This is a genomic window from Parabacteroides sp. AF14-59, from assembly GCF_003479515.1.
In the GTDB taxonomy this organism is placed as follows: Bacteria; Bacteroidota; Bacteroidia; order Bacteroidales; family Tannerellaceae; genus Parabacteroides; species Parabacteroides faecis.
Genome location: NZ_QUHH01000019.1, coordinates 78536 through 101012 on the forward strand (window position 1 = coordinate 78536; position 22477 = coordinate 101012).

Annotated in this window: 18 protein-coding genes; 7 read left to right on the forward strand and 11 right to left on the reverse strand. The window is 42.6% G+C overall.

Translation table 11 applies throughout. The annotated features are described in order from the left end of the window. The first annotated feature begins 296 nt into the window (after positions 1 to 296). The 3 genes from DWW23_RS18630 (at position 297) to DWW23_RS18640 (ending at position 6358) form a co-directional block, all read left to right on the forward strand. On the forward strand, positions 297 to 3722 hold the full coding sequence (locus DWW23_RS18630) for a SusC/RagA family TonB-linked outer membrane protein (protein ID WP_122354967.1): 3426 nt from the start codon (positions 297 to 299) through the stop codon (positions 3720 to 3722). Between the two features lie 31 nt (positions 3723 to 3753). Continuing rightward, positions 3754 to 5652: a SusD/RagB family nutrient-binding outer membrane lipoprotein gene (locus tag DWW23_RS18635; protein ID WP_122354969.1), complete on the forward strand. Its 1899-nt coding sequence runs from the start codon at positions 3754 to 3756 to the stop codon at positions 5650 to 5652. Between the two features lie 67 nt (positions 5653 to 5719). Beyond that, the gene (locus tag DWW23_RS18640) at positions 5720 to 6358 is read left to right on the forward strand and encodes a hypothetical protein (RefSeq protein ID WP_122354971.1); all 639 of its coding nucleotides are present in this window, start codon (positions 5720 to 5722) and stop codon (positions 6356 to 6358) included. A gap of 76 nt (positions 6359 to 6434) precedes the next feature. Here the strand turns inward: DWW23_RS18640 and DWW23_RS18645 are convergent, their stop codons facing one another. The 4 genes from DWW23_RS18645 to DWW23_RS18655 form a co-directional block, all read right to left on the reverse strand. Continuing rightward, positions 6435 to 7433 carry a M28 family metallopeptidase gene (locus tag DWW23_RS18645; protein WP_122354973.1) on the reverse strand — a complete coding sequence of 333 codons (999 nt, stop codon included), beginning with the start codon at positions 7431 to 7433 and terminating at the stop codon, positions 6435 to 6437. Positions 7434 to 7725: 292 nt separating this feature from the next. Continuing rightward, positions 7726 to 7884, reverse strand: a complete 159-nt coding sequence (locus DWW23_RS26580; RefSeq protein WP_165359927.1) for a hypothetical protein — start codon at positions 7882 to 7884, stop codon at positions 7726 to 7728. A 180-nt stretch (positions 7885 to 8064) separates the two neighbouring features. Then, complete coding sequence (locus DWW23_RS18650; protein ID WP_122354975.1) at positions 8065 to 8616, reverse strand: carbonic anhydrase; 552 nt, start codon at positions 8614 to 8616, stop codon at positions 8065 to 8067. A gap of 33 nt (positions 8617 to 8649) precedes the next feature. Beyond that, entirely contained in the window at positions 8650 to 9423 is a 774-nt protein-coding gene (locus tag DWW23_RS18655) for a Cof-type HAD-IIB family hydrolase (RefSeq protein WP_122354977.1), read from the reverse strand. Positions 9424 to 9529: 106 nt separating this feature from the next. On the opposite strand from DWW23_RS18655, the gene DWW23_RS18660 reads away from it, so the two are divergent. Then, positions 9530 to 10564, forward strand: coding sequence for an aldo/keto reductase (locus tag DWW23_RS18660; RefSeq protein ID WP_122354979.1), 1035 nt, complete (start codon positions 9530 to 9532; stop codon positions 10562 to 10564). A 79-nt stretch (positions 10565 to 10643) separates the two neighbouring features. On the opposite strand, the gene nifJ is transcribed toward DWW23_RS18660, so the two are convergent. The 3 genes from nifJ to DWW23_RS18675 form a co-directional block, all read right to left on the reverse strand. Continuing rightward, positions 10644 to 14201: a pyruvate:ferredoxin (flavodoxin) oxidoreductase gene (gene nifJ / locus DWW23_RS18665; RefSeq protein ID WP_122354981.1), complete on the reverse strand. Its 3558-nt coding sequence runs from the start codon at positions 14199 to 14201 to the stop codon at positions 10644 to 10646. Positions 14202 to 14234: 33 nt separating this feature from the next. Then, entirely contained in the window at positions 14235 to 15413 is a 1179-nt protein-coding gene (locus tag DWW23_RS18670) for an ATP-binding protein (protein WP_122354983.1), read from the reverse strand. A 186-nt stretch (positions 15414 to 15599) separates the two neighbouring features. Further along, entirely contained in the window at positions 15600 to 16619 is a 1020-nt protein-coding gene (locus tag DWW23_RS18675; RefSeq protein ID WP_122354985.1) for a branched-chain amino acid aminotransferase, read from the reverse strand. A gap of 83 nt (positions 16620 to 16702) precedes the next feature. On the opposite strand from DWW23_RS18675, the gene metF reads away from it, so the two are divergent. Continuing rightward, positions 16703 to 17653, forward strand: coding sequence for a methylenetetrahydrofolate reductase [NAD(P)H] (metF, locus tag DWW23_RS18680; RefSeq protein ID WP_122354987.1), 951 nt, complete (start codon positions 16703 to 16705; stop codon positions 17651 to 17653). Between the two features lie 153 nt (positions 17654 to 17806). Here the strand turns inward: metF and DWW23_RS18685 are convergent, their stop codons facing one another. Together DWW23_RS18685 and DWW23_RS18690 are read right to left on the reverse strand one after the other, a co-directional pair. Next, on the reverse strand, positions 17807 to 18697 hold the full coding sequence (locus DWW23_RS18685; RefSeq protein ID WP_233564389.1) for a metallophosphoesterase: 891 nt from the start codon (positions 18695 to 18697) through the stop codon (positions 17807 to 17809). A gap of 138 nt (positions 18698 to 18835) precedes the next feature. Then, positions 18836 to 19192, reverse strand: a complete 357-nt coding sequence (locus tag DWW23_RS18690; RefSeq protein WP_122355068.1) for a DUF488 domain-containing protein — start codon at positions 19190 to 19192, stop codon at positions 18836 to 18838. 147 nt (positions 19193 to 19339) lie between these two features. Here DWW23_RS18690 and DWW23_RS18695 point away from each other — a divergent pair, with 147 nt between their 5' ends. Then, entirely contained in the window at positions 19340 to 19753 is a 414-nt protein-coding gene (locus tag DWW23_RS18695) for a DUF5856 family protein (RefSeq protein ID WP_122354989.1), read from the forward strand. A 138-nt stretch (positions 19754 to 19891) separates the two neighbouring features. Then, positions 19892 to 21205: a hypothetical protein gene (locus tag DWW23_RS18700; protein WP_122354991.1), complete on the forward strand. Its 1314-nt coding sequence runs from the start codon at positions 19892 to 19894 to the stop codon at positions 21203 to 21205. Here DWW23_RS18700 and DWW23_RS18705 read toward each other — a convergent pair. Both DWW23_RS18705 and DWW23_RS18710 read right to left on the reverse strand, forming a co-directional pair. Then, positions 21202 to 21639, reverse strand: coding sequence for a DUF695 domain-containing protein (locus DWW23_RS18705; RefSeq protein WP_122354993.1), 438 nt, complete (start codon positions 21637 to 21639; stop codon positions 21202 to 21204). The genes DWW23_RS18700 and DWW23_RS18705 overlap by 4 nt on opposite strands. A gap of 91 nt (positions 21640 to 21730) precedes the next feature. Then, complete coding sequence (locus tag DWW23_RS18710) at positions 21731 to 22465, reverse strand: DUF5036 family protein (RefSeq protein WP_122354995.1); 735 nt, start codon at positions 22463 to 22465, stop codon at positions 21731 to 21733. Positions 22466 to 22477 lie beyond the last annotated feature (12 nt).

The following is a 22477-nucleotide window of genomic DNA, read 5'->3' on the forward strand; positions in this document are numbered from 1 at the left end:
ATTCTATTTGCAAAGTGAGATATATACATAAAATTCATATCATACTACAAAACAACATATTATGCAATAGTCAGATTTCTAAATAATTAGCTATAATTACTTAAGTTCTTTTAGTACTTATATCCATCTTTTTATTTTTAACCGAAATAACTATAGTCCTTTTAGAACTATGATGATCGCTAAACACAATTTTAGACAGATATTAAATTACAAGAGATATACAATAATACATCAAATTAAACATAGAAGTGCTTATTCGCCAAAATAACACTTCAGTAATCTAAAAACTATCAATTATGTTGAAAAACTTAAAGCCTGTCAGCTTAATTCTGATCGCTGGCGCACTCGGTTTCTCAGGGAGCGCATATGCAGATCTGATGCCAAGTAAGCAAAGTACCGGGATTACCCAACAGAATGGGAGAGTCACCGGAGTAGTAGAGGACAACTTCGGACCCGTTGCCGGAGCCTCTATAGTTGTGAAGGGAACCACAAATGGTACCATTACCGACGTGAACGGTAATTTTACACTGGAAAACGTGCAAAACGGAGCCACCATCCAGGTCTCGTTTATCGGCTACGCCACACAGGAAATCCGGTATACCGGACAGCCCTCTCTTCGTGTGTCGTTAAAGGAAGATTCACAAGCTCTGGATGAAGTGGTTGTTACCGCTTTGGGTATGAAACGCGAAACGAAAGCATTGGGATATGCCGTTACCGAATTAAAAGGTGAAGAATTGCTGAACAACGCAATCAATCCGGTTTCAGCTTTACAGGGTAAAGTGGCAGGGGTTGAAATTGCCGGTTCCGACGGTGGTATGTTCGGTGCGACCAAGATTCAGATCCGTGGTGCATCTACACTGGGTAAAAACAACCAGCCTATTTATGTAGTAGACGGCGTTATCCTGGATAACGCGATCCGCGACGGGGATGCAGACTGGACAGCTCATAACTACGACTACGGTAATGAGTTGAAGAACCTGAACCCGGACGACTTCGAGACAGTGTCTGTTCTGAAAGGTGCAGCCGCTACCGCCCTTTACGGTTCACGCGGTTTGAACGGTGCAGTCGTTATCACGACGAAATCGGGTAAAGGCAAACAGGGTATCGGGGTGAATGTTTCGCAGACGTTCGGTATCGACCATATGTTCAAACAACCGAAGTTGCAGAATAAATACGGACGCGGAAACTATACCGGTAATGTCGGCTATGGTGAAACCGATGCCAGTGGAAACTATTATCTGTATGACAACATCGGCCAGTTCCATCTGAATTCAGCCGGTAATCCGACTCTTACAGGCGGAACAGGTCGCCATTGGGGACCGGCATTCGACGGACGCGACATTGAAAACTATGACTATTCGACAATCGCCTACAGTCCGGTTGAGAATAACTTTAAGGATGCGTATAATTTAGGATTCAACAGCAATACGAACGTATCCGTCAGCGGTAGCAGCGAAAAGACCTCTTTCTATACTTCTCTGTCTTATAAGTATGCAAGCGGTACATTACCGAACAACAGCTTCGATCGTACATCGTTCCTGGCTAAGGCATCCCATAAGATTACCGACAAGATCGAAGTGGAAGCATCTATTGCTTTCGCCAATTCAAATCCGAAGAATGCGCAGCCGAATATCGGTGAGTTGTTCGTAGACGGTACCTGGGGACGTACATACGATACACAGTATTTCCGTAAACGTTATAAAGGAACTCACGGCGGTCTGGCAAGTGCCAGCTATGGCGACGAATACGGTAACAACCCGGGAAGAAGTACCTGGTGGGCGATTTATGAAAATGACTATTCACAGAAAGAAACTTCTGTACGTCCGACATTGGTATTGAATATGGAACTGACCGACTGGATGAAATTCCGTGCGGAAGGTAACTACAATTATTATTACAGACGTTACGAAGAGAAACAGCCCGGTTCCGACTATGCAAACAAGAAGAGCGGTTATTATGGAATGGGACTGTACACAAAGGAACAGACCAACCTGAATGCCGCGTTTACGTTCAACAAGAGTGTGGGTGATTTCACATTCGGCGGGTTCATCCGTGGTGAATATTTCAACAATATGCAACAGACCATGGCTGAAAATACAAACGGCGGTCTGGTTGTTCCTAACCAGTATTTTATTGCAAACTCTATCAATACGCCGTCTTACAGCGGTAAGATAGAAGGGGAAAAACGTATGCTGTCTTTATCCTTCCAGGCAAGTGCCAGCTGGAAAGATCAGCTCTTCCTGGATGTGACCGGACGTAATGACTGGTCGTCTGCCCTGGTTTATTCGGATACACATGGTAACTACTCCTATTTCTATCCGTCTATTTCCGCATCCTGGCTGGCTCACGAAACGTTCCGAGAACAGCTTCCGGAATGGATCTCTTTTGCCAAACTGCGCGGATCATGGGCACAGGTTGGTAATGACACGGATGCTTATACGATCAACTCGGCTTATTCATTGCTGACTGCCCAGTTACAAGGAGGCGGTAACGTATATGCTCTGAGCATCCCGTCGACAGCTTATTCTACGAACCTGAAACCGGAACGTAAGAATGCCTGGGAAATTGGTCTGGACTGGCGCTTCCTGTCTAACCGTATCGGTATCGACATGACTTATTATAAGGAAAATACAAAAGACCAGATCATGTCGATCAGCGTTCCGGGTATCTCCGGTATCAGCAACCAGCATATCAATGCCGGTAATATCGAAAACAAGGGGCTGGAAATTGCCTTGAATACGACACCGTTCAAAAACAAAGACTGGCAGTGGGATTTGAACTTTACGTACACCAAGAACAACAATAAAATCGTTGAACTGCACCCGAATGTAGCCGATTATATAGAGTTGTCCGGTAGTGTCGCATATGGAAACTATCGCATTGGCTCGGTGGCAAAAGTAGGTGAATCTTACGGGGTATTGATGAGTGACTCGAAAGCAAAGATCGACGAAAAGACCGGCCTGCCTATATTGAACGCTACTTCTTATTATGGCGGCGACAGAGGTATGCATGCCATGTATTACCAGCGTAGCGGTGAAGCGGAAGTGGTTGGTTCGATGGTTCCTGACTTCCTGGGTTCTGTAAGTACTTCGCTTACGTATAAAAACTGGAGTCTGCGTGCTTTGTTCGATATGCGTTTCGGTGGTTATGTAGCGTCTTATGCAAACCGTTACGGTCTGGCATACGGTTTTACGGAAAGCTCCCTGAAATGGCGTGACGCAGAAAACGGCGGTATGAGCTATACTTCCATCTGGGACGGCCAGCAGTATAACGACGGTTTGATTCCGGTAGGTCTGATCGAAGGCGGAACATCTATTCCTCTTCCTGACGGAAGCGCTTATACGGTAGCTGCCGGTGGCGAAACATACCAGGCTTTGTATGACAAGGGCCTCGTAGACCCACAGCATGCTTCGGCATGGCATTACTGGAACAATGCATGGGGAACAGGTGTCGTGAACGACGATTGGGTGAAGAAACTGAATTACATCGCAGTACGTGAAATCACCGTATCTTACAGAATGCCTAACAAGATTGCACACAAACTGGGGGCACAGCATCTGAATCTGTCGGTATCCGGACGTAACCTGGGTTATCTGCTGAATACGATGCCGAATAAGATCAATCCGGAATCTGTCCGCGGTACATCTGCTTCCGAGTTCCGTATCCGTTCTTTCAACGGCTTGACTGCTAACTACACATTTACTATTAATGTTGGATTCTAAACAAAACAAGAAACTTTAAATTAATTGAGACATGAACAAATATAGTAATATATTAATGGGATTCGGCCTGGGTGCAGCCTTGGTATGCACCACCGGATGCCGTGATGATTTCGCAGATATCAACTCCAGCCCTTCGCAGGTGACTGTGGGTGACCCGTCTTATCTGTTCGCAATGGCCGCTATGGACTTTGAACCTTTTGGGTATACATTCTGGTTTTATGACGCACCGATGTTGACATCATGGAGTCAGATGGCGGTACCGACCGGCAGCTTTACCGAAAGCTCCGCATTGACGACTGTTACTGGTGGCGTAAGCTATGTGAACACTTTGAAACTGGCACACGAAATCACTTATTTACGTTCGAACATGAGCGAGGAAGATGCAGCCAAACATGCCGTAACAGCCGCATGCGTAGATGTTCTTACTACTTATCTGGCACTTTCTAGCAGCGATATCAATGGAGATATCCAGTTTACGGAAGCCGGCAACGCCTTACATGGCGGTACTCTGACCCCGGCTTACGACAGAATTGCCGATCTGTATACGCTGTGGTTGGATCAATTAAATTCAGCTATTACAACATTCACGACTGCCACCGATCAGATTTTTACAAACGAGCAGGATATCGTTTATAAAGGCGACCGTGCCAAGTGGGCCAAAATGGCTAATTCGCTGAAACTTAGAATTGCTGCCCGTTTGATATCTCAGGATAAAGCAAGAGCTCTGACTATTGCTTCGGAAGTCGCAAATGCTTCCTGCGGCTATATCGATTCTTTGGATGATGCCATGTTGTTCAACAAAAGTGTCGTAAACTCAAGCAGTGACGATTACATTTACCACTGGAGTAACGGATTTATGGACGGAATGGCTTCCAACCAGCGTATAGTAGATTTCATGCTTGAAAACAAAGACCCTCGCGTTCGTTTCCTTTATCGTAAAAACGACTGGAACTCTAAAATCATTCAGGAATTCTACGATCAGGGCAAGGCGATTCCTTCTTATATCGAAGAAAACGTTGAATATACCACGTCCGGCGGAAAGAAAACATTCGTGAAATGGAAAGGAATGGGTGAACCTTGGGTTCGTTATTACGGCCTTCCGGTTGAATATAATGCCAAGAACAATTCGGCTGTTTACGGTGAATGGTTTGACTATGAAAACCGTTACAAGATTACCGACGAAAACGGCCAGAGTGCAAAAAGCTATCGCCCCTACTCTATGTACCAGCATCAGATGGTTATCGGACGTTACTATAATTTCACCCTGCCTACAGTTCCCGGCGGTCCTGTAATCACTAGAAACGACAGCCGTCCCTGGTATGGTTTGTATCTGGGTGGAAGTGAGGTAAACCTGTATCTGGCTGAGTTCAAACTATTAGGAGCAAACTTGCCCGGTACGGCTGAAAGCTATTTCACACAAGGTGTTAAACTGTCTGTTCAGGAATATGATAAGGTAGCCGGATTAAACCAGATCGCTTATTACGGCACTACTTATGATTATGATCCGAATGAAGTTTCCATCGAACTGAAAAGCGGAGAGATCGAAGCGATGCTGGCATCAGACGATTACCAGCTGACCGGTTCAGCCAGCGAACAACTGGAAAAAGTATACTTGCAGCAGTTGATCAACTTTACCATGTATCCTTACGATCAGTTTGTTACCGCCCGTCGTTCAGGCTTGCCTAAATTCAATTCACAGTTTATCAGCCGTGAGAATTATGCTTCTATTCCTGTGACCAACTTCCCGCGTCGTTTCCAGACTGGTGTTCCTAACGAAATGAGCCAGTTGTACCAAATCCAGAGAGATGCGTATGCAGCACAGGGTTACACCATCACAGGTGCCGGTGATGCGAATACATCTATTCTGAATTCAGAACGTACATGGCAGGATCAGGGTGCTCCGCAATGGGGTGAAGGACCAAAGAATTAATTCCTATTAATAACCTCGAAAGAGTAGTTACAGATTCTGTAACTGCTCTTTCACATATTCTACAACAATGAGAACATACCTGTTAATCACCATCCTGTGCTGTATAGCAACCGTAGGTAGTGTTAATGCACAGAAGAAACGTCAGATGCTTTTCGAAGATTACTCGAAGGGTGTCGTGTTAATGAAGAACAACTCCAAGACAATGGCAGAACTCAATTACGATGCCGGCAATCAGAAGATGATGTTCAAAAACGGTTCGGAAGAAATGCTCCTTACCAACGTTGCCCAGATCGATACGGTCTATATTGGAAATGCCAGATTCATTCCGACCGGATCCAGTTTCTATGAGATACTACAGATACCGAATGGTCTTATCGGTATAAACTGGTTGTTGAAGAATACTTCCCAGGGATACAAAAATGCTTTCGGCGTAACGCAACAGGCTAAAGTGGAAACTTTAAATACGAACCAGTTAAACTATAGCACTTACGAAAATCAATACACGGAAGTGTATAAACTCGCCAATCAGAATGAATATTGCATATTCCGTGATGGCACTCCGCTCAAATTCAAAAATAAGAAATCGCTATTAAAACTCTTTCCCGGCAAAGAGAAACTCATCGAAACTTATATAAAAGAAACGAAAACAGACATGAAGAATGCGAAAGATGTCATCACACTTGTCAATTACTGCCTGGGATTATAATCAGGTTAAATAAAAAACGGGTGACACTGCTTTCACGCAGTCTCACCCGTTTTTTTATTCTATATCGAATTCAACATTAATACTTCTTTTCATTCGCCAGATTCCACATATTCAGGAAAGAGGCTTTCGTTATATCAACTATTTTATTCCAATTGATCTTTTCTACATGGTCACTCGGCATATGATAGTCCGGATGGCCGTTGGTATGATACCAGATAATAGGGATCTCACGTTTGGCAAAAGAACCATTGTCACTCCCTCCTACCGGTTTGTCCCAGGCATGATAAATAGGCTTCAGGTTCAGGTTGTATTTCTTGATGTCATTCTTCAGCCAATCCCCGAAAGCCTTGTTTGCTTCTGTATAGAAATAATCGACCTGCTCAGGAACCGCCTCATTCGAGTTACGACCGATCATATCATAATTCAAATATCCTTTAATATCTTTCAGGAAAGAACAGTTCTGTACAAAATACTCTGAGCCCAGCAATCCTTTCTCTTCCCCATCCCAGAAAGCAAAGATCACGGTACGTTCCGGTTGTTGGTCCGATGCCAGGAAAGCCTTCGCTACCTGCAGAACAGCCGATACCCCGGAAGCATTATCATCGGCACCATTATAGATCTGGTCGCCGTCCAGCATCGGATCAAATCCCAGGTGATCGTAATGGGCACCGATAATAACATATTCATTCGGATTCTTTCCTTCTATCTTTCCCAGGATATTGCGCATGGATAATTTCTGATGTACCCCTTGTTTCAACTGAGCGATCGAATCCGGATGTACCTGGAAACGTCCTCGCTTCTGGCGTTCTTTATTATAAGCTTCAAAAGGTTGATAATAAGATTCATTCAAAGGAGCGATTCCCATTGTCTTCAGATTGGATACGATATACTCTCCGGCAATACGTCCTCCCTGGAAACCGGCTTCACGCCCTTCCAGTTCGTCACTGGCCAGAAAACCGATATATGCCTCCGCATTCTCTTTATTGATTACATTCAGTCCTTTTTCAATAGGCGACTGTGCCCAAAGGGTTGTAGATAGCATAACGGATGCTACAAATAAACCTACTCTTTTCATCGTATGATTGTGTTTTACAAATTATTGGAAATAATATAGTTTCAGCTTTCGCGTACAAAGATAGTGCAAATAAGAGCAGAAGCAAAACTTGTTTTGATTATGCCAAATACAGCCTATCTTCGTTTACCAAGGCAAAGATAGAAGATAAATTGAAGAATTGTAAGGGCTATAAAATAAAAAAAGGCTAATCTTCACTGATCTGCCAGTGTCGAATGCCCATCTTTTGTCTCTCACCAGTCTTTAAAAGACTTTGGTGAAGAGAAAACATCTAATAATATACTAATCTTTTTGTTTAATTTTTTGCGTTAGCGCCCATTTCTTCTAATAGGCGGCGGATTTCAGCATTTACTCGCTGACTCATTGTACCATTTCTCATTGACTGATAACGATCAGCCTGATAACGCAACATCGCTAAAGCACGAAGATTTTCTTCATTTCTACTTGTCATCATAATCTTTACATTTTTATGTCTTCCACGCTTGGAAGACTCATTAATAATTAACCTAAACTCTAATCTTTTCTTTTTGTTTACAATGCAAAGATAGACATTATATTCAAAACCATGCTATAAAACATATAAATAATTTCTATCTTTACATTTATTTAATTTATAGTCATATCTTTTTAGAAGCTAAACTTCCTGTTTCACCTCTGTCAATTCGCCTGTAACTGAATTAATTACAAAACCTCTAACCGTTATATCGGAAGGAATCAACGGATGATGAAGAACCTGGTTCACTGTATTCCTAACAGAACCTTCTGACGAGTCGAAACCATGTAGCCAGTCTTTAAAGTCGACTCCGCAATAACGTATCATATCGATACGATCGGCAGGAATGCCCCGTTTCTTCATGGCTTCTATCATCGTATCGCTGTCCATATGTTGTGCGCCACAATCCGAATGTCCGATGATCATGATCTCAGTTACCCCCAAATCATAGATGGCAACCAACAAACTGCGTATCACACTACCAAACGGATGCGAAATGACTGCTCCGGCATTCTTTATGACTTTCACATCACCGTTCTTGATACCCAATGAGGCAGGAAGAAGTTCTGTCAGGCGAGTATCCATACAAGATACAATCGCAATTTTCTTATCCGGATACTTATTCGTGATAAACTTTTCGTATCCTTTGTTCTTTACGAACTCTTTATTAAATACTAGTAATTCGTCAATCATATGTTTACTTCTTAGTATAGAAACAACTTACGATCAGATAATGTTCAAATGTTTCAACGCTTTGAATATTCCGTCCTCATCGACAGAATCGGTTACATAATCGGCATATCGTTTCACATCGTCTTCCGCATTTCCCATAGCCACGCCAATTCCGGCATGTTCAAGCATGGCAACATCATTGCCGCCATCACCGAATGCTACACATTCATTCAACGGTATCCTGAAATATTCCAGCATCTTATCGATCCCGATTCGCTTGCTGCTCCCGGCAGGAACAACATCTGTAAATAAAGGATTCCAACGGGTCGATTCACAATGAGACAAAATCTGCATGATCTTTTTCTCCTGATCGGCAGTAAAGAAAGAAACAAGCTGGTAAACGGTCTCACCCCGTATTTCATTCATCGGACGGATAGGCGGCTCCGGAAAATTCAACATATTGAATATCTCTTCCACCGTTTCATCCTTATAATTCATATAGATATCTTTCTCCCGGACAAATGCACATGGAAAAGATTCTTCCGTTTCCATATAACGGATCAGGGCTTCGACATCCCTGTCAGGAATACTGTGTTTATAAATGACTTTATCGCCGGCAAAGCAATATCCCCCGTTCAATGTAACGTATCCGTCAAACTGTAAATCTCCCAGATTGTTGATAGAACTGAAGTGCCGCCCTGTAGCTATAAAAACTTTAATACCTTTCTTTCTCAACATATCCAATGCTTCGATAGTTGACTGCGGAACTTCGTGGGTCTTAAAACTAACCAATGTCCCGTCTATATCGAAAAAAACTGCCTTAACCATACTTTTTAATAACCTAAATTTGATACAAAGATAAGAATAAATAAACACATGCATATTTTATATACCTTTGTAAGTAAGATCTTAATAACAATTTAATAGGTAAACTATGGAATACAGACAATTAGGAGGATCAGGACTATACGTGCCGGTTCTCTGTTTAGGAACTGCTACTTTTGGAGGTACAAATGGTTTCGAAGGTTGGGGACATACCCAGGTAGAAGAAGCCAGACGCATGATAAACCGTTGCCTCGACGCAGGCGTGAATCTGTTTGATACGGCGGATGCATACTCAGACGGATTATCTGAAAAGATATTGGGTAAAGCGATGGAGGGACTGAGAAATAAGTTACTGATCTCAACTAAAGCGACATTCAACCTGAATCCGGAAAGCCGTAATGCAATGGGGTCTTCCCGTTTTCATCTGATCGAAGCTTGCGAAGCCAGCCTGAAGCGGCTGAATACCGATCACATAGATATTTATCACATGCACGGGTTCGATGCCAATACTCCGGTAGAGGAAACGCTTCGCGCATTGGACGATCTGATCACAGCCGGTAAAATACGGTATATTGCCTGTTCGAATTTCTCCGGATGGCATCTGATGAAAGCATTGTCAGTCTCCGAACGATACGGCTGGAGCCGTTATGTGGCACAGCAGGTGCATTATTCATTGCTTAACAGGGAGTTTGAATGGGAGTTAATGCCACTGGGTATCGATCAGAAAGTCGGCTCTATTATCTGGAGTCCTCTTTCTGCCGGCCGCTTAGGTGGGAGATACAGAAGAAATAATCCGATACCGGCTGACGGACGTGTAGCTCGCGGCGGCAGTCCTATTCCAGACGAAGCGACATCTTACGAACGGTTGTACAATATTATGGATGTATTGGATGAAATAGCCGAAGAGACGGGACATACTGTTGCACAATGTGCGTTGAACTGGCTATTGCAACGTCCTACTGTTTCCAGCCTGATCATTGGAGCCAGCACAGAGGAACAATTAAAACAAAACCTGGAAGCTGTCGGGTGGAATCTGACACCGGAACAGGTAAAACGTTTAGATGATGCCAGCCAGGTCACTCCCGTTTATCCTTATTGGCATCAGGCACAGTTCCCATTCCTGAATGCACAGATTCAGTTTTAGAACCTCATTTAACTTCATAAAAAAACGGAACCTTCTTTCGAAGATTCCGTTTTTACTATTTAGATGATCAAATAATCAATTATTCTTCAACACCCCATTGCTGTTTAGCCAGACGCTTGTAGTTATTCAGTCTCCACTTAGCGTTGTCTTCAGCAGCCTGGAACAATTCGCCTGCTTCAGCCGGGAACTGTTTTGTCAGAGATGCGAAACGTACTTCACCCTTCAGGAAGTCCTGGAACTTACTCCAATCCGGTTCTTTGCTATCCAAAGTGAACGGATTCTTACCTTCTTCTTCCAATGCCGGGTTGTAACGCCACAAGTGCCAGTAACCACATGCTACTGCATCAGCTTCTTCCTGCTGGCTCTTACCCATACCCTTCTTCAAACCGTGGTTGATACAAGGAGAGTAAGCGATGACCAATGAAGGACCGTCATAAGCTTCAGCTTCGCGGATCGCTTTCAATGTCTGTGCCTGGTCAGCACCCATTGCGATCTGGGCAACATATACGTAACCGTAAGTTGTAGCCATCAGACCCAGGTCTTTCTTACGTACTCTCTTACCAGCAGCTGCAAACTTAGCGATTGCACCGACCGGAGTAGCTTTAGAAGACTGACCACCAGTGTTAGAATAAACTTCGGTATCCAAAACCAGGATATTAACGTTCTTACCTGAAGCAATTACATGGTCGAGACCACCGTAACCGATATCATAAGAAGCACCGTCACCACCGATGATCCACTGTGAACGTTTTACCAGGAAGTGAGAAAGTTCCTTGATCTGTGCGCTAAGCGGACAGCCGTGAGTGATACCTTCTTCAGCAATAGCTATTATCTGAGGAGCCAGTTCTTTTGTCTTATCAGCATCGTTCTGGTTTTCAACCCATGCTTTCAACACTTCTTTCACTTCGGCAGGAGCATTTTCACCAGCGATAATTGCGTTCATTGCATTCGTCAGACGAGCACGCATCTTTTCGTTAGCCAGTTCCATACCCAGACCGAATTCACAGAAGTCTTCGAACAATGAGTTAGCCCAAGCCGGACCCTGTCCTTTTTCGTTTGTTGTATACGGAGTTGAAGGAACAGAACCTGAATAGATAGATGAACAACCTGTTGCGTTAGCTACCATTTCACGGTCACCGAACAACTGAGTTATCAATTTCACATACGGAGTTTCACCACAACCGGAGCAAGCACCTGAGAACTCAAACAACGGAGTTGCAAACTGAGAGTTCTTCACGTTAGCTTTGATGTCAACCAGATGTTGTTTGCTTGTAACCTTTTCTGCACAGAAATCCCAGTTCGGAGCTTCGGCCAACTGAGTTTCCAGAGCAGCCATCTTAAGCGCTTTACCACCCTTCTTCGGATTACCCGGACAAACATCGGCACAGTTACCACAACCCAGACAGTCGAGAACGTCAACCTGGATACGGAACTGCATTCCTTCAAATTGTTTACCTGTAGCTTTCAAAGAGTTATTGAACGGAGCAGCAGCCTGTTCAGCAGCATCCAACACAAACGGACGGATAGAAGCGTGAGGACAAACATACGCACACTTGTTACACTGGATACAGTTATCCGGTTCCCAAACAGGAACAAAAGCAGCTACACCGCGTTTTTCGTATTTGGAAGTTCCCTGATGCCAAGTACCGTCTTCGATGCCTTCGAATGCAGAAACCTTCAGCAGGTCACCATCCTGAGCATTGATAGGACGAACTACTTCGTTGATGAAAGCAGGATCGTTGTTTGCTACAACTTCATCATCCGGCAGGTTAGCCCATGACGGATCGACAGCAAGCTGAGTATATTCGCCACCACGATCGACAGCAGCATAGTTCTTATTAACTACATCTTCACCTTTCTTACCGTAAGACTTCACGATGAATTTCTTCATCTGTTCGATAGCCAGGTCAACAGGAATTACACCTGTGATACGGAAGAATGCAGACTGAAGGATTGTATTGGTACGGTTACCCAAACCGATTTCCAATGCAATCTGAGTTGCATTGATATAGTAAACAGTAATGTTTTTCTGAGCGAAATAACGCTTTACCTTATTCGGCAGGTGTTTAGCCAACTCTTCACCATTCCATACAGTGTTCAGCAGGAATGTACCGTTTTCACGCAAACCACGAGTTACATCGTACATACGCAGGTAAGCCTGAACATGGCAAGCAACGAAGTTAGGCGTATTTACCAAATAAGTGGAACGGATCGGATGGTCACCGAAACGCAGGTGAGAACAAGTGAAACCACCAGACTTCTTAGAGTCATAAGAGAAATATGCCTGGCAATATTTATTTGTATTGTCACCGATGATCTTTACAGAGTTCTTGTTAGCACCGACAGTACCGTCAGCACCCAAACCGTAGAACTTAGCTTCGAACATGCCTTCACCACCCAAAGCGATTTCTTCTTTCTGAGGAAGAGAAGTGAATGTAACGTCGTCTACGATACCCAGTGTGAACTGGTTCTTCGGCATCGGTAATGCCAGGTTTTCATAAACGGCAAGGATCTGAGCAGGAGTAGTATCCTTAGAACCCAAACCATAACGGCCACCAACGATAACAGGAGCATTTTCTGTTCCGTAGTAGCAGTCTTTTACATCCAGATACAAAGGTTCGCCGGTAGCACCCGGTTCTTTTGTTCTGTCAAGAACAGCGATACGTTTCGCAGTCTTAGGAACAGCAGCCAGGAAGTGCTTAGCAGAGAACGGACGATACAAGTGAACAGAAACCAAACCAACTTTTTCACCCTGAGCCGTCAGGTGGTCGATAGCTTCACGGGCAGCTTCTGTTACAGAACCCATAGCAATAATTACGCGTTCTGCATCTTCTGCTCCGTAATAATCGAACAAACCATATTTGCGGCCTGTAAGTTTGGAGATTTCGTTCATATATTCTTCTACGATAGCAGGAACTGCTTCATAGTATTTGTTCGATGATTCTCTGTGCTGGAAGAAGTGATCCGGATTTTCAGCCATACCACGAGCTTCCGGTTTTTCCGGATTCAATGCACGTGCACGGAATTCAGCCAACGCCTTCTGGTCGATCAGCGGAGCCAGGTCATCATTTTCCAACGCTTCGATCTTCTGGATTTCGTGTGATGTACGGAAACCGTCGAAGAAGTTCACGAAAGGTACGCGAGACTTGATAGTAGCCAGATGAGCAACACCGGACAGGTCCATAACTTCCTGTACAGAACCTTCTGCCAACATTGCGAAACCTGTCTGACGGGCAGACATTACATCCTGATGGTCACCGAAGATACACAAAGCATGAGATGCCAATGTACGGGCAGACACATGGAATACGCAAGGAAGCAACTCACCAGCGATCTTATACATGTTCGGGATCATCAGCAACAATCCCTGAGAAGCTGTGTAAGTTGAAGTCAGGGCACCGGCTTGCAAAGAACCGTGAACTGCACCTGCAGCACCACCTTCCGATTGCATTTCCTGTACCAAAACCGTTTCGCCGAAGATGTTCTTACGTCCGGCGGCAGCCCATTCGTCTACATATTCTGCCATTGTAGACGACGGAGTGATGGGGTAGATAGCGGCTACCTCGCTGAACATATAGGAGATATGTGCAGCAGCCTGGTTACCATCACAGGTCAAAAATTTCTTCTGTTTTGTCATAGACTTTTACTATTAGTATTTAAAAGAATTTTATTAGTATAAAAAGCCAAAAAGCCAAAGCGGGATCATGTTGCCATCTCCTACTTCAACCTTATCAATAGCATAGTATAAATCGGGATTGTTTTTCACCTTCATACTTTCCTCTATCCTGAAATTATACTTTTCATTTACCAGAAAGTGAGCATTCTTTATTCCTTCATTCAGTCTATTGTCTTTCAAAAGCTGGTTATAGAAAAAAGATTCGCGCACTGCCTGTAGGTTAACCTCCATCGGACGGATGGGGTACATCAGATTCGAATTATACATATATACGGTAGAGGGCTTTTTCGGGAACGATTCGCCTACCGGATATAACATATTCATCAAACGGGCATCGGTCAGATACTTAATATAATTCATCACTGTCGCCCGAGATGTTTCTATATCTTTACTTAACTGACTTACATTCGGCGTACACGGCGCACTGATAGCCAGCAAATATAATAATTTTCGGAGCTTAGGCAAATAACTTTGCTCGATTTGTTTTATATATAAGACATCTACCTCCAACATCATATTCATTGTTTTCAGCAGATTCTCGGAGAAATTGCGCTTCTCCAGGAAAAAAGGATAAAAACCATGATGCAGATAATCCTGAAAATAAGCCATCGGTTTGGCTACCGAACAGATATTACGGGCAATCTCCTGGTGGTTTGCGAGCACTTCCTCGAATGTGTAAGCCGGAAAATTGTTTCCCGACATCAGATTCAGAAACTCACGGAAAGAAAAACCACGCAAATTATATGAAACGACTTTACCCGAGAGATCCGGATTCTCTTCCTTCAACCGCATAACCGATGAACCGGAAAAGATAATCTTCAGATCTTCAAAATTATCATAACAGTAACGTAACTCTTTCGACCATCCTGAATATTTGAAAACCTGGTCGATCAACAGCACCTTCCCTCCTTTCGCCCTGAATTCAGAAGCGAAATCGACTAAAGTACGTTCTGTAAAATAAAAATGATTCAGATTAATATATAGGCACTCTTTATTATCAGCACCAAAATGTTCGCGGGCATAATCCAGTAAAAACGTAGTCTTACCTACTCCACGAGAGCCTTTGATACCGATCAACCGGTCATTCCAGTTAATCTCATCCATCAGCCCCCGGCGTACCGGTGCATGCAAATGTTCTACAAGGTATTTATGTGTTTTAAAGAATGCTTCCACCTTACTGTCTTACTATATAGGCCACAAAGATAGAAATTATCCTCTACTTTGCAATACCGAGATAGCAATTTTATTTTCAGTTGGCAATCCAAAGTTAACAATGCGTATTGACGTTTGAGAATTCAGAGTTGGCAGTTAATGGTCTTTTTAGAAATAAACCACTAACTGTCAATACTCTTATCTTATTCATTCAATTATCGTTACCCATCCGTAAGTATCAGGCTCGTCGCCATACTGAATACCACGTAGTTTATTATATAACTTTTCACAAACAGGACCTGGTTTGCCATCTTTGGCAATTACATAAGACTTATCAATATCCAGATCGTCGATTTGTGAGATCGGAGCGATAACGGCTGCTGTTCCGCATTCTGCCGCTTCATCGAATGTAGCGAGTTCTTCTACCGGAACCGGACGACGTTCAACGGTCAGGCCCATATCGGCTGCCAATTGTTGCAAACTCTTATTGGTGATAGAAGGCAGGATGGAATGAGACTGCGGAGTGATGTAGCTATTGCCACGGATACCGAAAAAGTTTGCCGGACCGCATTCGTCCAGATATTTCTTTTCTTTCGGATCCAGATAAAGAACGGCTGCATAGCCTTTTTCTTTCGCTTTCTCTCCGGCAACGAGACTGGCTGCATAGTTACCACCGACTTTGATAGTACCTGTACCCTGAGGCGCAGCACGGTCGTATTCACGCATGATACAAACCTTCGAAGGTTTGAAACCACCCTTGAAATAAGGGCCTACCGGCGTTACGAATATCATGAACATATACTCGGGAGCCGGCTTCACACCAACCTGTGCACCCAAACCGATCATCAGCGGGCGGATATATAATGCTGCTCCACTCTCGTAAGGAGGAACAAAACGTTCGTTCAATTTCACTACCTTGCGAACTGCTTCTTCAAACATTTCCACAGGAAGTTCAGCCATCTTGATACCACGGCTGGAAGCTTGCATACGTTTGCCGTTTTCATCCATACGGAATACACGGATCTTCCCGTCTTTTCCCTTGAATGCTTTTAACCCTTCAAACGACTCCTGTCCGTAATGGAGGCAAGTAGCTGCCATGTGAATATTGATAATTTCAGAAGAACTAACTTCCAATTCACCCCACTTACCATCGCGATAGTAACACCGTACATTGTAGTCTGTCTTCATATAACCGAATGCAAGATCAGACCAATTCATATTTTCCATATAATGTCGTAATTAGATTATGAACGCAAAAGTAAGCTATTTCAGATGATAATTGTTACTTTTGCAGCAAAAATAATTAAAATATGAAAGTTATTGATCTGATCAACGGCAGTAAAAGCACTGCTTTCTCATTCGAAATACTTCCACCCTTGAAAGGGAACAGCATACAGAAAGTGTATAATGTGATTGATAAACTAAAAGAATTCAATCCTAAATACATTAACATCACCTCACATCATAGCGAATATATATATAAGACGCTCCCTGACGGAAGTTTCCAGAAAGTGAACATCCGCAAACGTCCGGGTTCGGTAGCCATTGCTTCCGCTATCCAGAATAAATATGGTATTCCGGCCGTTCCGCATATCATCTGTAAAGGGTTTACGAAAGATGAGACAGAATATGCCTTGATCGACCTCAACTTCCTGGGTGTTTACGATCTGCTACTGCTCCGAGGTGATGTGAAAACGCTGGAAGCCGGACAAAACACCGACCTGTACCACGAGCATGCAACCGGTCTGCAACAACAGGTGAATAATTTCAACAAAGGAATTGCTATAGACGGTTCTACCTTTGAGGCTAACGAAACTCCGTTCTCATACGGTATGGCTTGCTACCCGGAAAAACATGAGGAAGCTCCGAATATGGAATCGGATATCTTTTACCTGAAAGAAAAAGTGAAGAACGGAGCCGACTACCTGGTTACACAGATGTTCTTCGACAATGAAAAATATTATTCTTTTGTAGACCGTTGCCGTGCAGAAGGTATCACGGTTCCGATCATTCCGGGAATCAAGCCGGTCGTCTTTAAAACTCAGCTGACTGTATTACCGAAGATCTTCCGTTCTGATATTCCGGAACCTTTTGCTGCCGAACTGCGCAAATGCAAAAATGACGATGAAGTCAAAGCTGTAGGCGTAGAATGGTGTATCCAACAATGTAAAGACCTGATCGCTCACGGAGTACCAAGCCTGCATTTTTATACCATGATGGCAACGGACAGCGTTTATAAAGTAGCGAAAGAAGTATATTAAATCCTTTGGTGGAATCGTCGACCGCCAGGACACATTATCATGTCTTATAAATTAGAGGTAGATGTAATTCGAATTACACCTACCTCTAATTTTATTTAGCCCTGCCTGTTTTGAAAAACAGTAGACAGCTTTATGCAAATCGACCGAATGGCTTTACACCGTGATGCGGTTTAAATCCTTATCTTCACAATTATAGAAACCATCGATATGAATATTGTTTTGCGGGTCGATTTCTACAACAGCAAAACTATTATTATCGGGCAACTTTCCTTCTATCATCCCTTTCATTGTCCAATAGTGGATATTATTACGGAAACTGTAATGTCCGGCATGATGATGTCCCTGAAATACTGCAAGTATATTTCCATTTGCCTCCAACAGAGAAACGATTTCGTCCGCATTACTAACACAAAGCGCCTTGCCAATATCAGAAAAACGATCCAGTAACTGATGTATAAAGATGACGACAGGTTTATCTTTCTCCTTTAATTCTTCCTGCAACCACAACACCTGATCTTTAGGAATAAAAGCCTTTGTCCAATCAAAATTCCCTCTATCATAAGGTGTTCCGTCCAGATTATGATTTGCATCCAGTACTATGAATTTTATATCATTACAGATAAATGAGTAATATGTTTTCTTATCGGCATCACCATGATTGGAGGTATGTTGTAAAAAGTCCTCTTTTGAGATACTGTCCATATCATGGTTTCCTAAAACATGATAAACAGGTCCCTGGAAGGTCTGAAACTCTTTTTCTATTTCATCCAGATACGTAAGGGTTCGCTCTCTCTGAGGTACATTGTCCTGATCTTTAAGATCACCCAACTCGATCACGAAATCCAGATTTGACTCATTGAAAACACCGATGGCCTCTTTCAACTTTTCCATTGTCTGAGGGAAATAACGTGTTCCGTAAGGTTCACGTCGTGAATAGTGCAGATCTGTCACAATCCCAAAGCGAACGGGACGTTGCTGACGGTCACAGGATATAAAAGAAGGAGAAGCAGCCAAAAGCAATGCTCCCCCACATGTTTTTTTCAAAAATAAGCGTCTGTTCATCATATTATAAGTTTCATAGATTTAAAAGTCAATCAGCACGCTGTCAGACACAACATACCCCTGATATTGACTTACAAAGTTAATAAAAAGTCAATACCTTTGACTATAAGCACCTACCACTTATATCACATGTTCCAAATATTCTTTTAATATCAAAGCATGATTATGATCCGGACTTTTTGCGGCGTAAAGCAATGTCACTACCGGATACTTTTTTATCTCTTCAACAAACTGCTTTACCGCATCCGAACCGCTCAGTTCCTTTTGGTATAATGCAGCAAACTCATTCCATCTTTCATCGGGTGCCTGATGAAACCATTCACGTATTTCAGGAGAAGGCGTTACGTCTTTTGCCCATAAATCATAATGGACAGCTTCTTTTTTCATACCTCTCGGCCATAAACGATCGACAAAAACCCTATAGCCGTCCGAACTTTCCGGATCTTCATATATCCGTTTTAACTTTATCTGTGTCATATCCATTTATGTATTCATTTTCTATATAAACAAGGTTTATGCCCATATTGTTAGCATTCATTTCTTTCCCATATTTTCTACATTTTCTCAGAACTTTCCAGCAGTCCATGATGTTTATTAAGTACAAAACATAAAACTAAAAGTATTATGAGTACAACAGTAAAATCGGAACAAAAAGAAAAAGCAGCCCATACATCAAACAAAGAGCTAGCAGCATTTATCGGAGAACTTTTCTCATTCAACAGCAGTCTTAAACTTTTTCATTGGAGCGTAACCGGAGCAGGTAGTTATGCTAAACACATGGCATTGGATGAAGCCGTTGCTTCAGTACTCGATGTGATCGACAGAATTACGGAAACAACATACGCAATGGTGGGCGACCTGCAAATAACAATTCCTGAAACAAAAACGCCGAAGGATATTGTAAAACATGCATCAGATTTCTACAACTACGTAGAAAAACACAGAGATCTATTCCCTGAAGCATTCTCACAATCCATTATCGACGACTATCAGGAAGCGATCCAGCAGTTGCTTTACAGATTGGTCAGATTACAATAAACGACCGAACGGTCAGCAAGTTATTTTTTAGAGTTTATATATTTACAAAAAAAAGGAGCTGTCTTTATTGACAACTCCTTTTTATATTTTTCAGACTTCTGAGTATTCATATCTCACAAACAAACCTATCTTTGTTAAATGGGACAGATAGGAATAAAAAAATTAGAGACAGACATACAAACTCGTAATGATCTATGTGTTACACAAAATCCTTACGGAGAATTTGAGTTGACAAGCATCTATAATGAAACCCAATCAATCGGTGGACACAGGCTACTAAAAAATTGGGTAACCTATCCCATCAGCGACATGGGGGTACTTCACAATCGTATCGAATCCATCCGGGTCGGAGGAATCGCAGATCTGAAAATAGATGGTGATTCTTTGGATTTTATCGAATATTATTTGAATTACGACGAGCCGCCTCCTATAACAACACTGGAAGTTATCTCTTACTATCAATGGCTAAAAAACAAATTCCAGAATAATCCATGGAATTATATAAAAAAACGGGGATGTTTGTACTTATGCGAACTGATCAGGGAATTGCGAAAAATATCATCTGCTGAATATGAAGCAGGTCAACCGAATGCAGTCAGACGAACCATGCGAATGATCCGTTCTTATATGGAAAGTAGCACATTCGCTTCCATTCCTGACAAAGAGACTGCATGTAGTTGCTACGAAACAGACCAACTCGATTATATTTTCCGTAATAAAGGTAAAGTGGCAGTTCAGGGAATACTCGATATAGTATATGAACAGGATGCATTCCAATCAGCACATAAAATAGCCTGCGAAAAAGGCTACTGTTATCCGGAATTGTATTCCGACAGTTCCTGGTTAGTCATACACGACTTCTTCCACCCCGCATTGCCGAAGGCTGTACCTAACAGTTGGAATTTGGAAGAAAAACACATAAATATTTTCACAGGGTCCAATATGGCGGGTAAATCGACTACACTAAAAGCATTATCATCGGCCATCTGGCTAGCGCATGCGGGGGTACCGGTACCGGCAAGCCGAATGCTTTGCCCGGTATATAATGGCCTTTTCACTTCCATCAATTTACCGGACTCTTTAAAAAAGGGAGAAAGTCATTTTTATGCGGAAGTTCTGCGGATCAAGAGTATATTGGAAAAGGTAAGGGATGGAAACGGATACTTCATCGTATTCGACGAACTTTTCCGGGGAACAAACGCCCGGGATGCCTACGAAGCATCGGAAATAGTACTTGGCCTATTGAATAAACATACCAAGAGCAAATTCCTCCTTTCCACTCATATCATAGAACTTGCAGAGACTTTTTATAATGAAAAGACATGTCAGTTCAACTATATGGAATCTGAAATAAAAGATGATCGTTTCATCTGTAGCTACAAGTTGAAAGAAGGAATCTCCGAATCCCGCATCGGCAGCTGGCTTGTTAAAAAAGAACTAACCATAGATTAATCCACCGCCCACTGCTTCATCTCGTACATATCCAGATACTCTTCCCATTCCGGATCGACTTCTGTATAAATAGATATCGGAAGCAATTCGAACGGTGCCAGCGCTTCATTCAACCGTTCGCCGAAGACACGGACCGTACGGGTATAATAAACCCACACCTTCTCTCCTGCCCCGGTATAAACACCTGTCAGAATAGATAATTTATCTTTCTCCATCGCCTTCCGCAAAGTTTCCTGAACGGTTTCCATTTTCTTTGCGAGTTCATCCTCCGGCATACCTTTATCATCTCCTTCATACTTCCAGGTGATCTCAGCACGTTCCTTGAATTTTCCCGACTGGATAAACTCCGTCAACTCATCACGCCCGCTAACCGTAACCAAATGCCCCGCCTCATCTTCCGAAAGCGCAGTAAACCACTCATTGCTTAATTTCATATGTATTTATTTTATTTCCTGTTTGTATTAGATGACAAAGATACTGGTTTATAAAACTCCTTCAGTAAAAAACTTACTGAAAGTCGTTATTTTACCGACCCATGCCAACATTAAATTCTACAGTCGTAAATACTGATCCTAAACGAAGATACATTCCATAGGTTCCATACGGACCATAGTTCTTATCAACCGGTTTCAATAATGTAATAGTTAATTTTCGATCATTAATCTGTATATCGAAAGCATCCTTATCGCTGTCTAAATAAGCATTGGATACACATTCTACATCTTTAGGCAACGTATATTCAAGACTTTCTCCCACATAATCTATATAACCGATGAGCTTTTCATACTCAGGAAGTTCCGGAGCTTCGGGATAGGTCAATGCATATTTAACAGTAGCACCTGTCATCACATTTTCATTAACTATCGGAGAAACCACATAAGCCTTATAATAACCTGATCCTACCAAAACGGCACACTTTCCCGAAGGAAATTCACGCAAAACATCCCGGTCATATATCTGATATAAATGCCCCGGAACAACAGCTACCTCCCGAGCAAGATTATTCAATTGCAACTGGACATCCACCCCGAGTCCGGAAGTTTCTCCTGCATCGGCAATGTAACAATAATTAGTTTTAAAGTTGTTGGATTTGTTGATATAAACATCAGAATTACCTAACATCGTCTTATCCCCTTCCTCGTTCAACATATTCAGCGTAACGGCATCATCCGGATCTTTGATTTCATCATCACCACAACTCACCAAATTAAATACACAAAGGAACAACGATAGCATTCCGAATAAATGTTTAACTTTCATACTCTCTTTTAT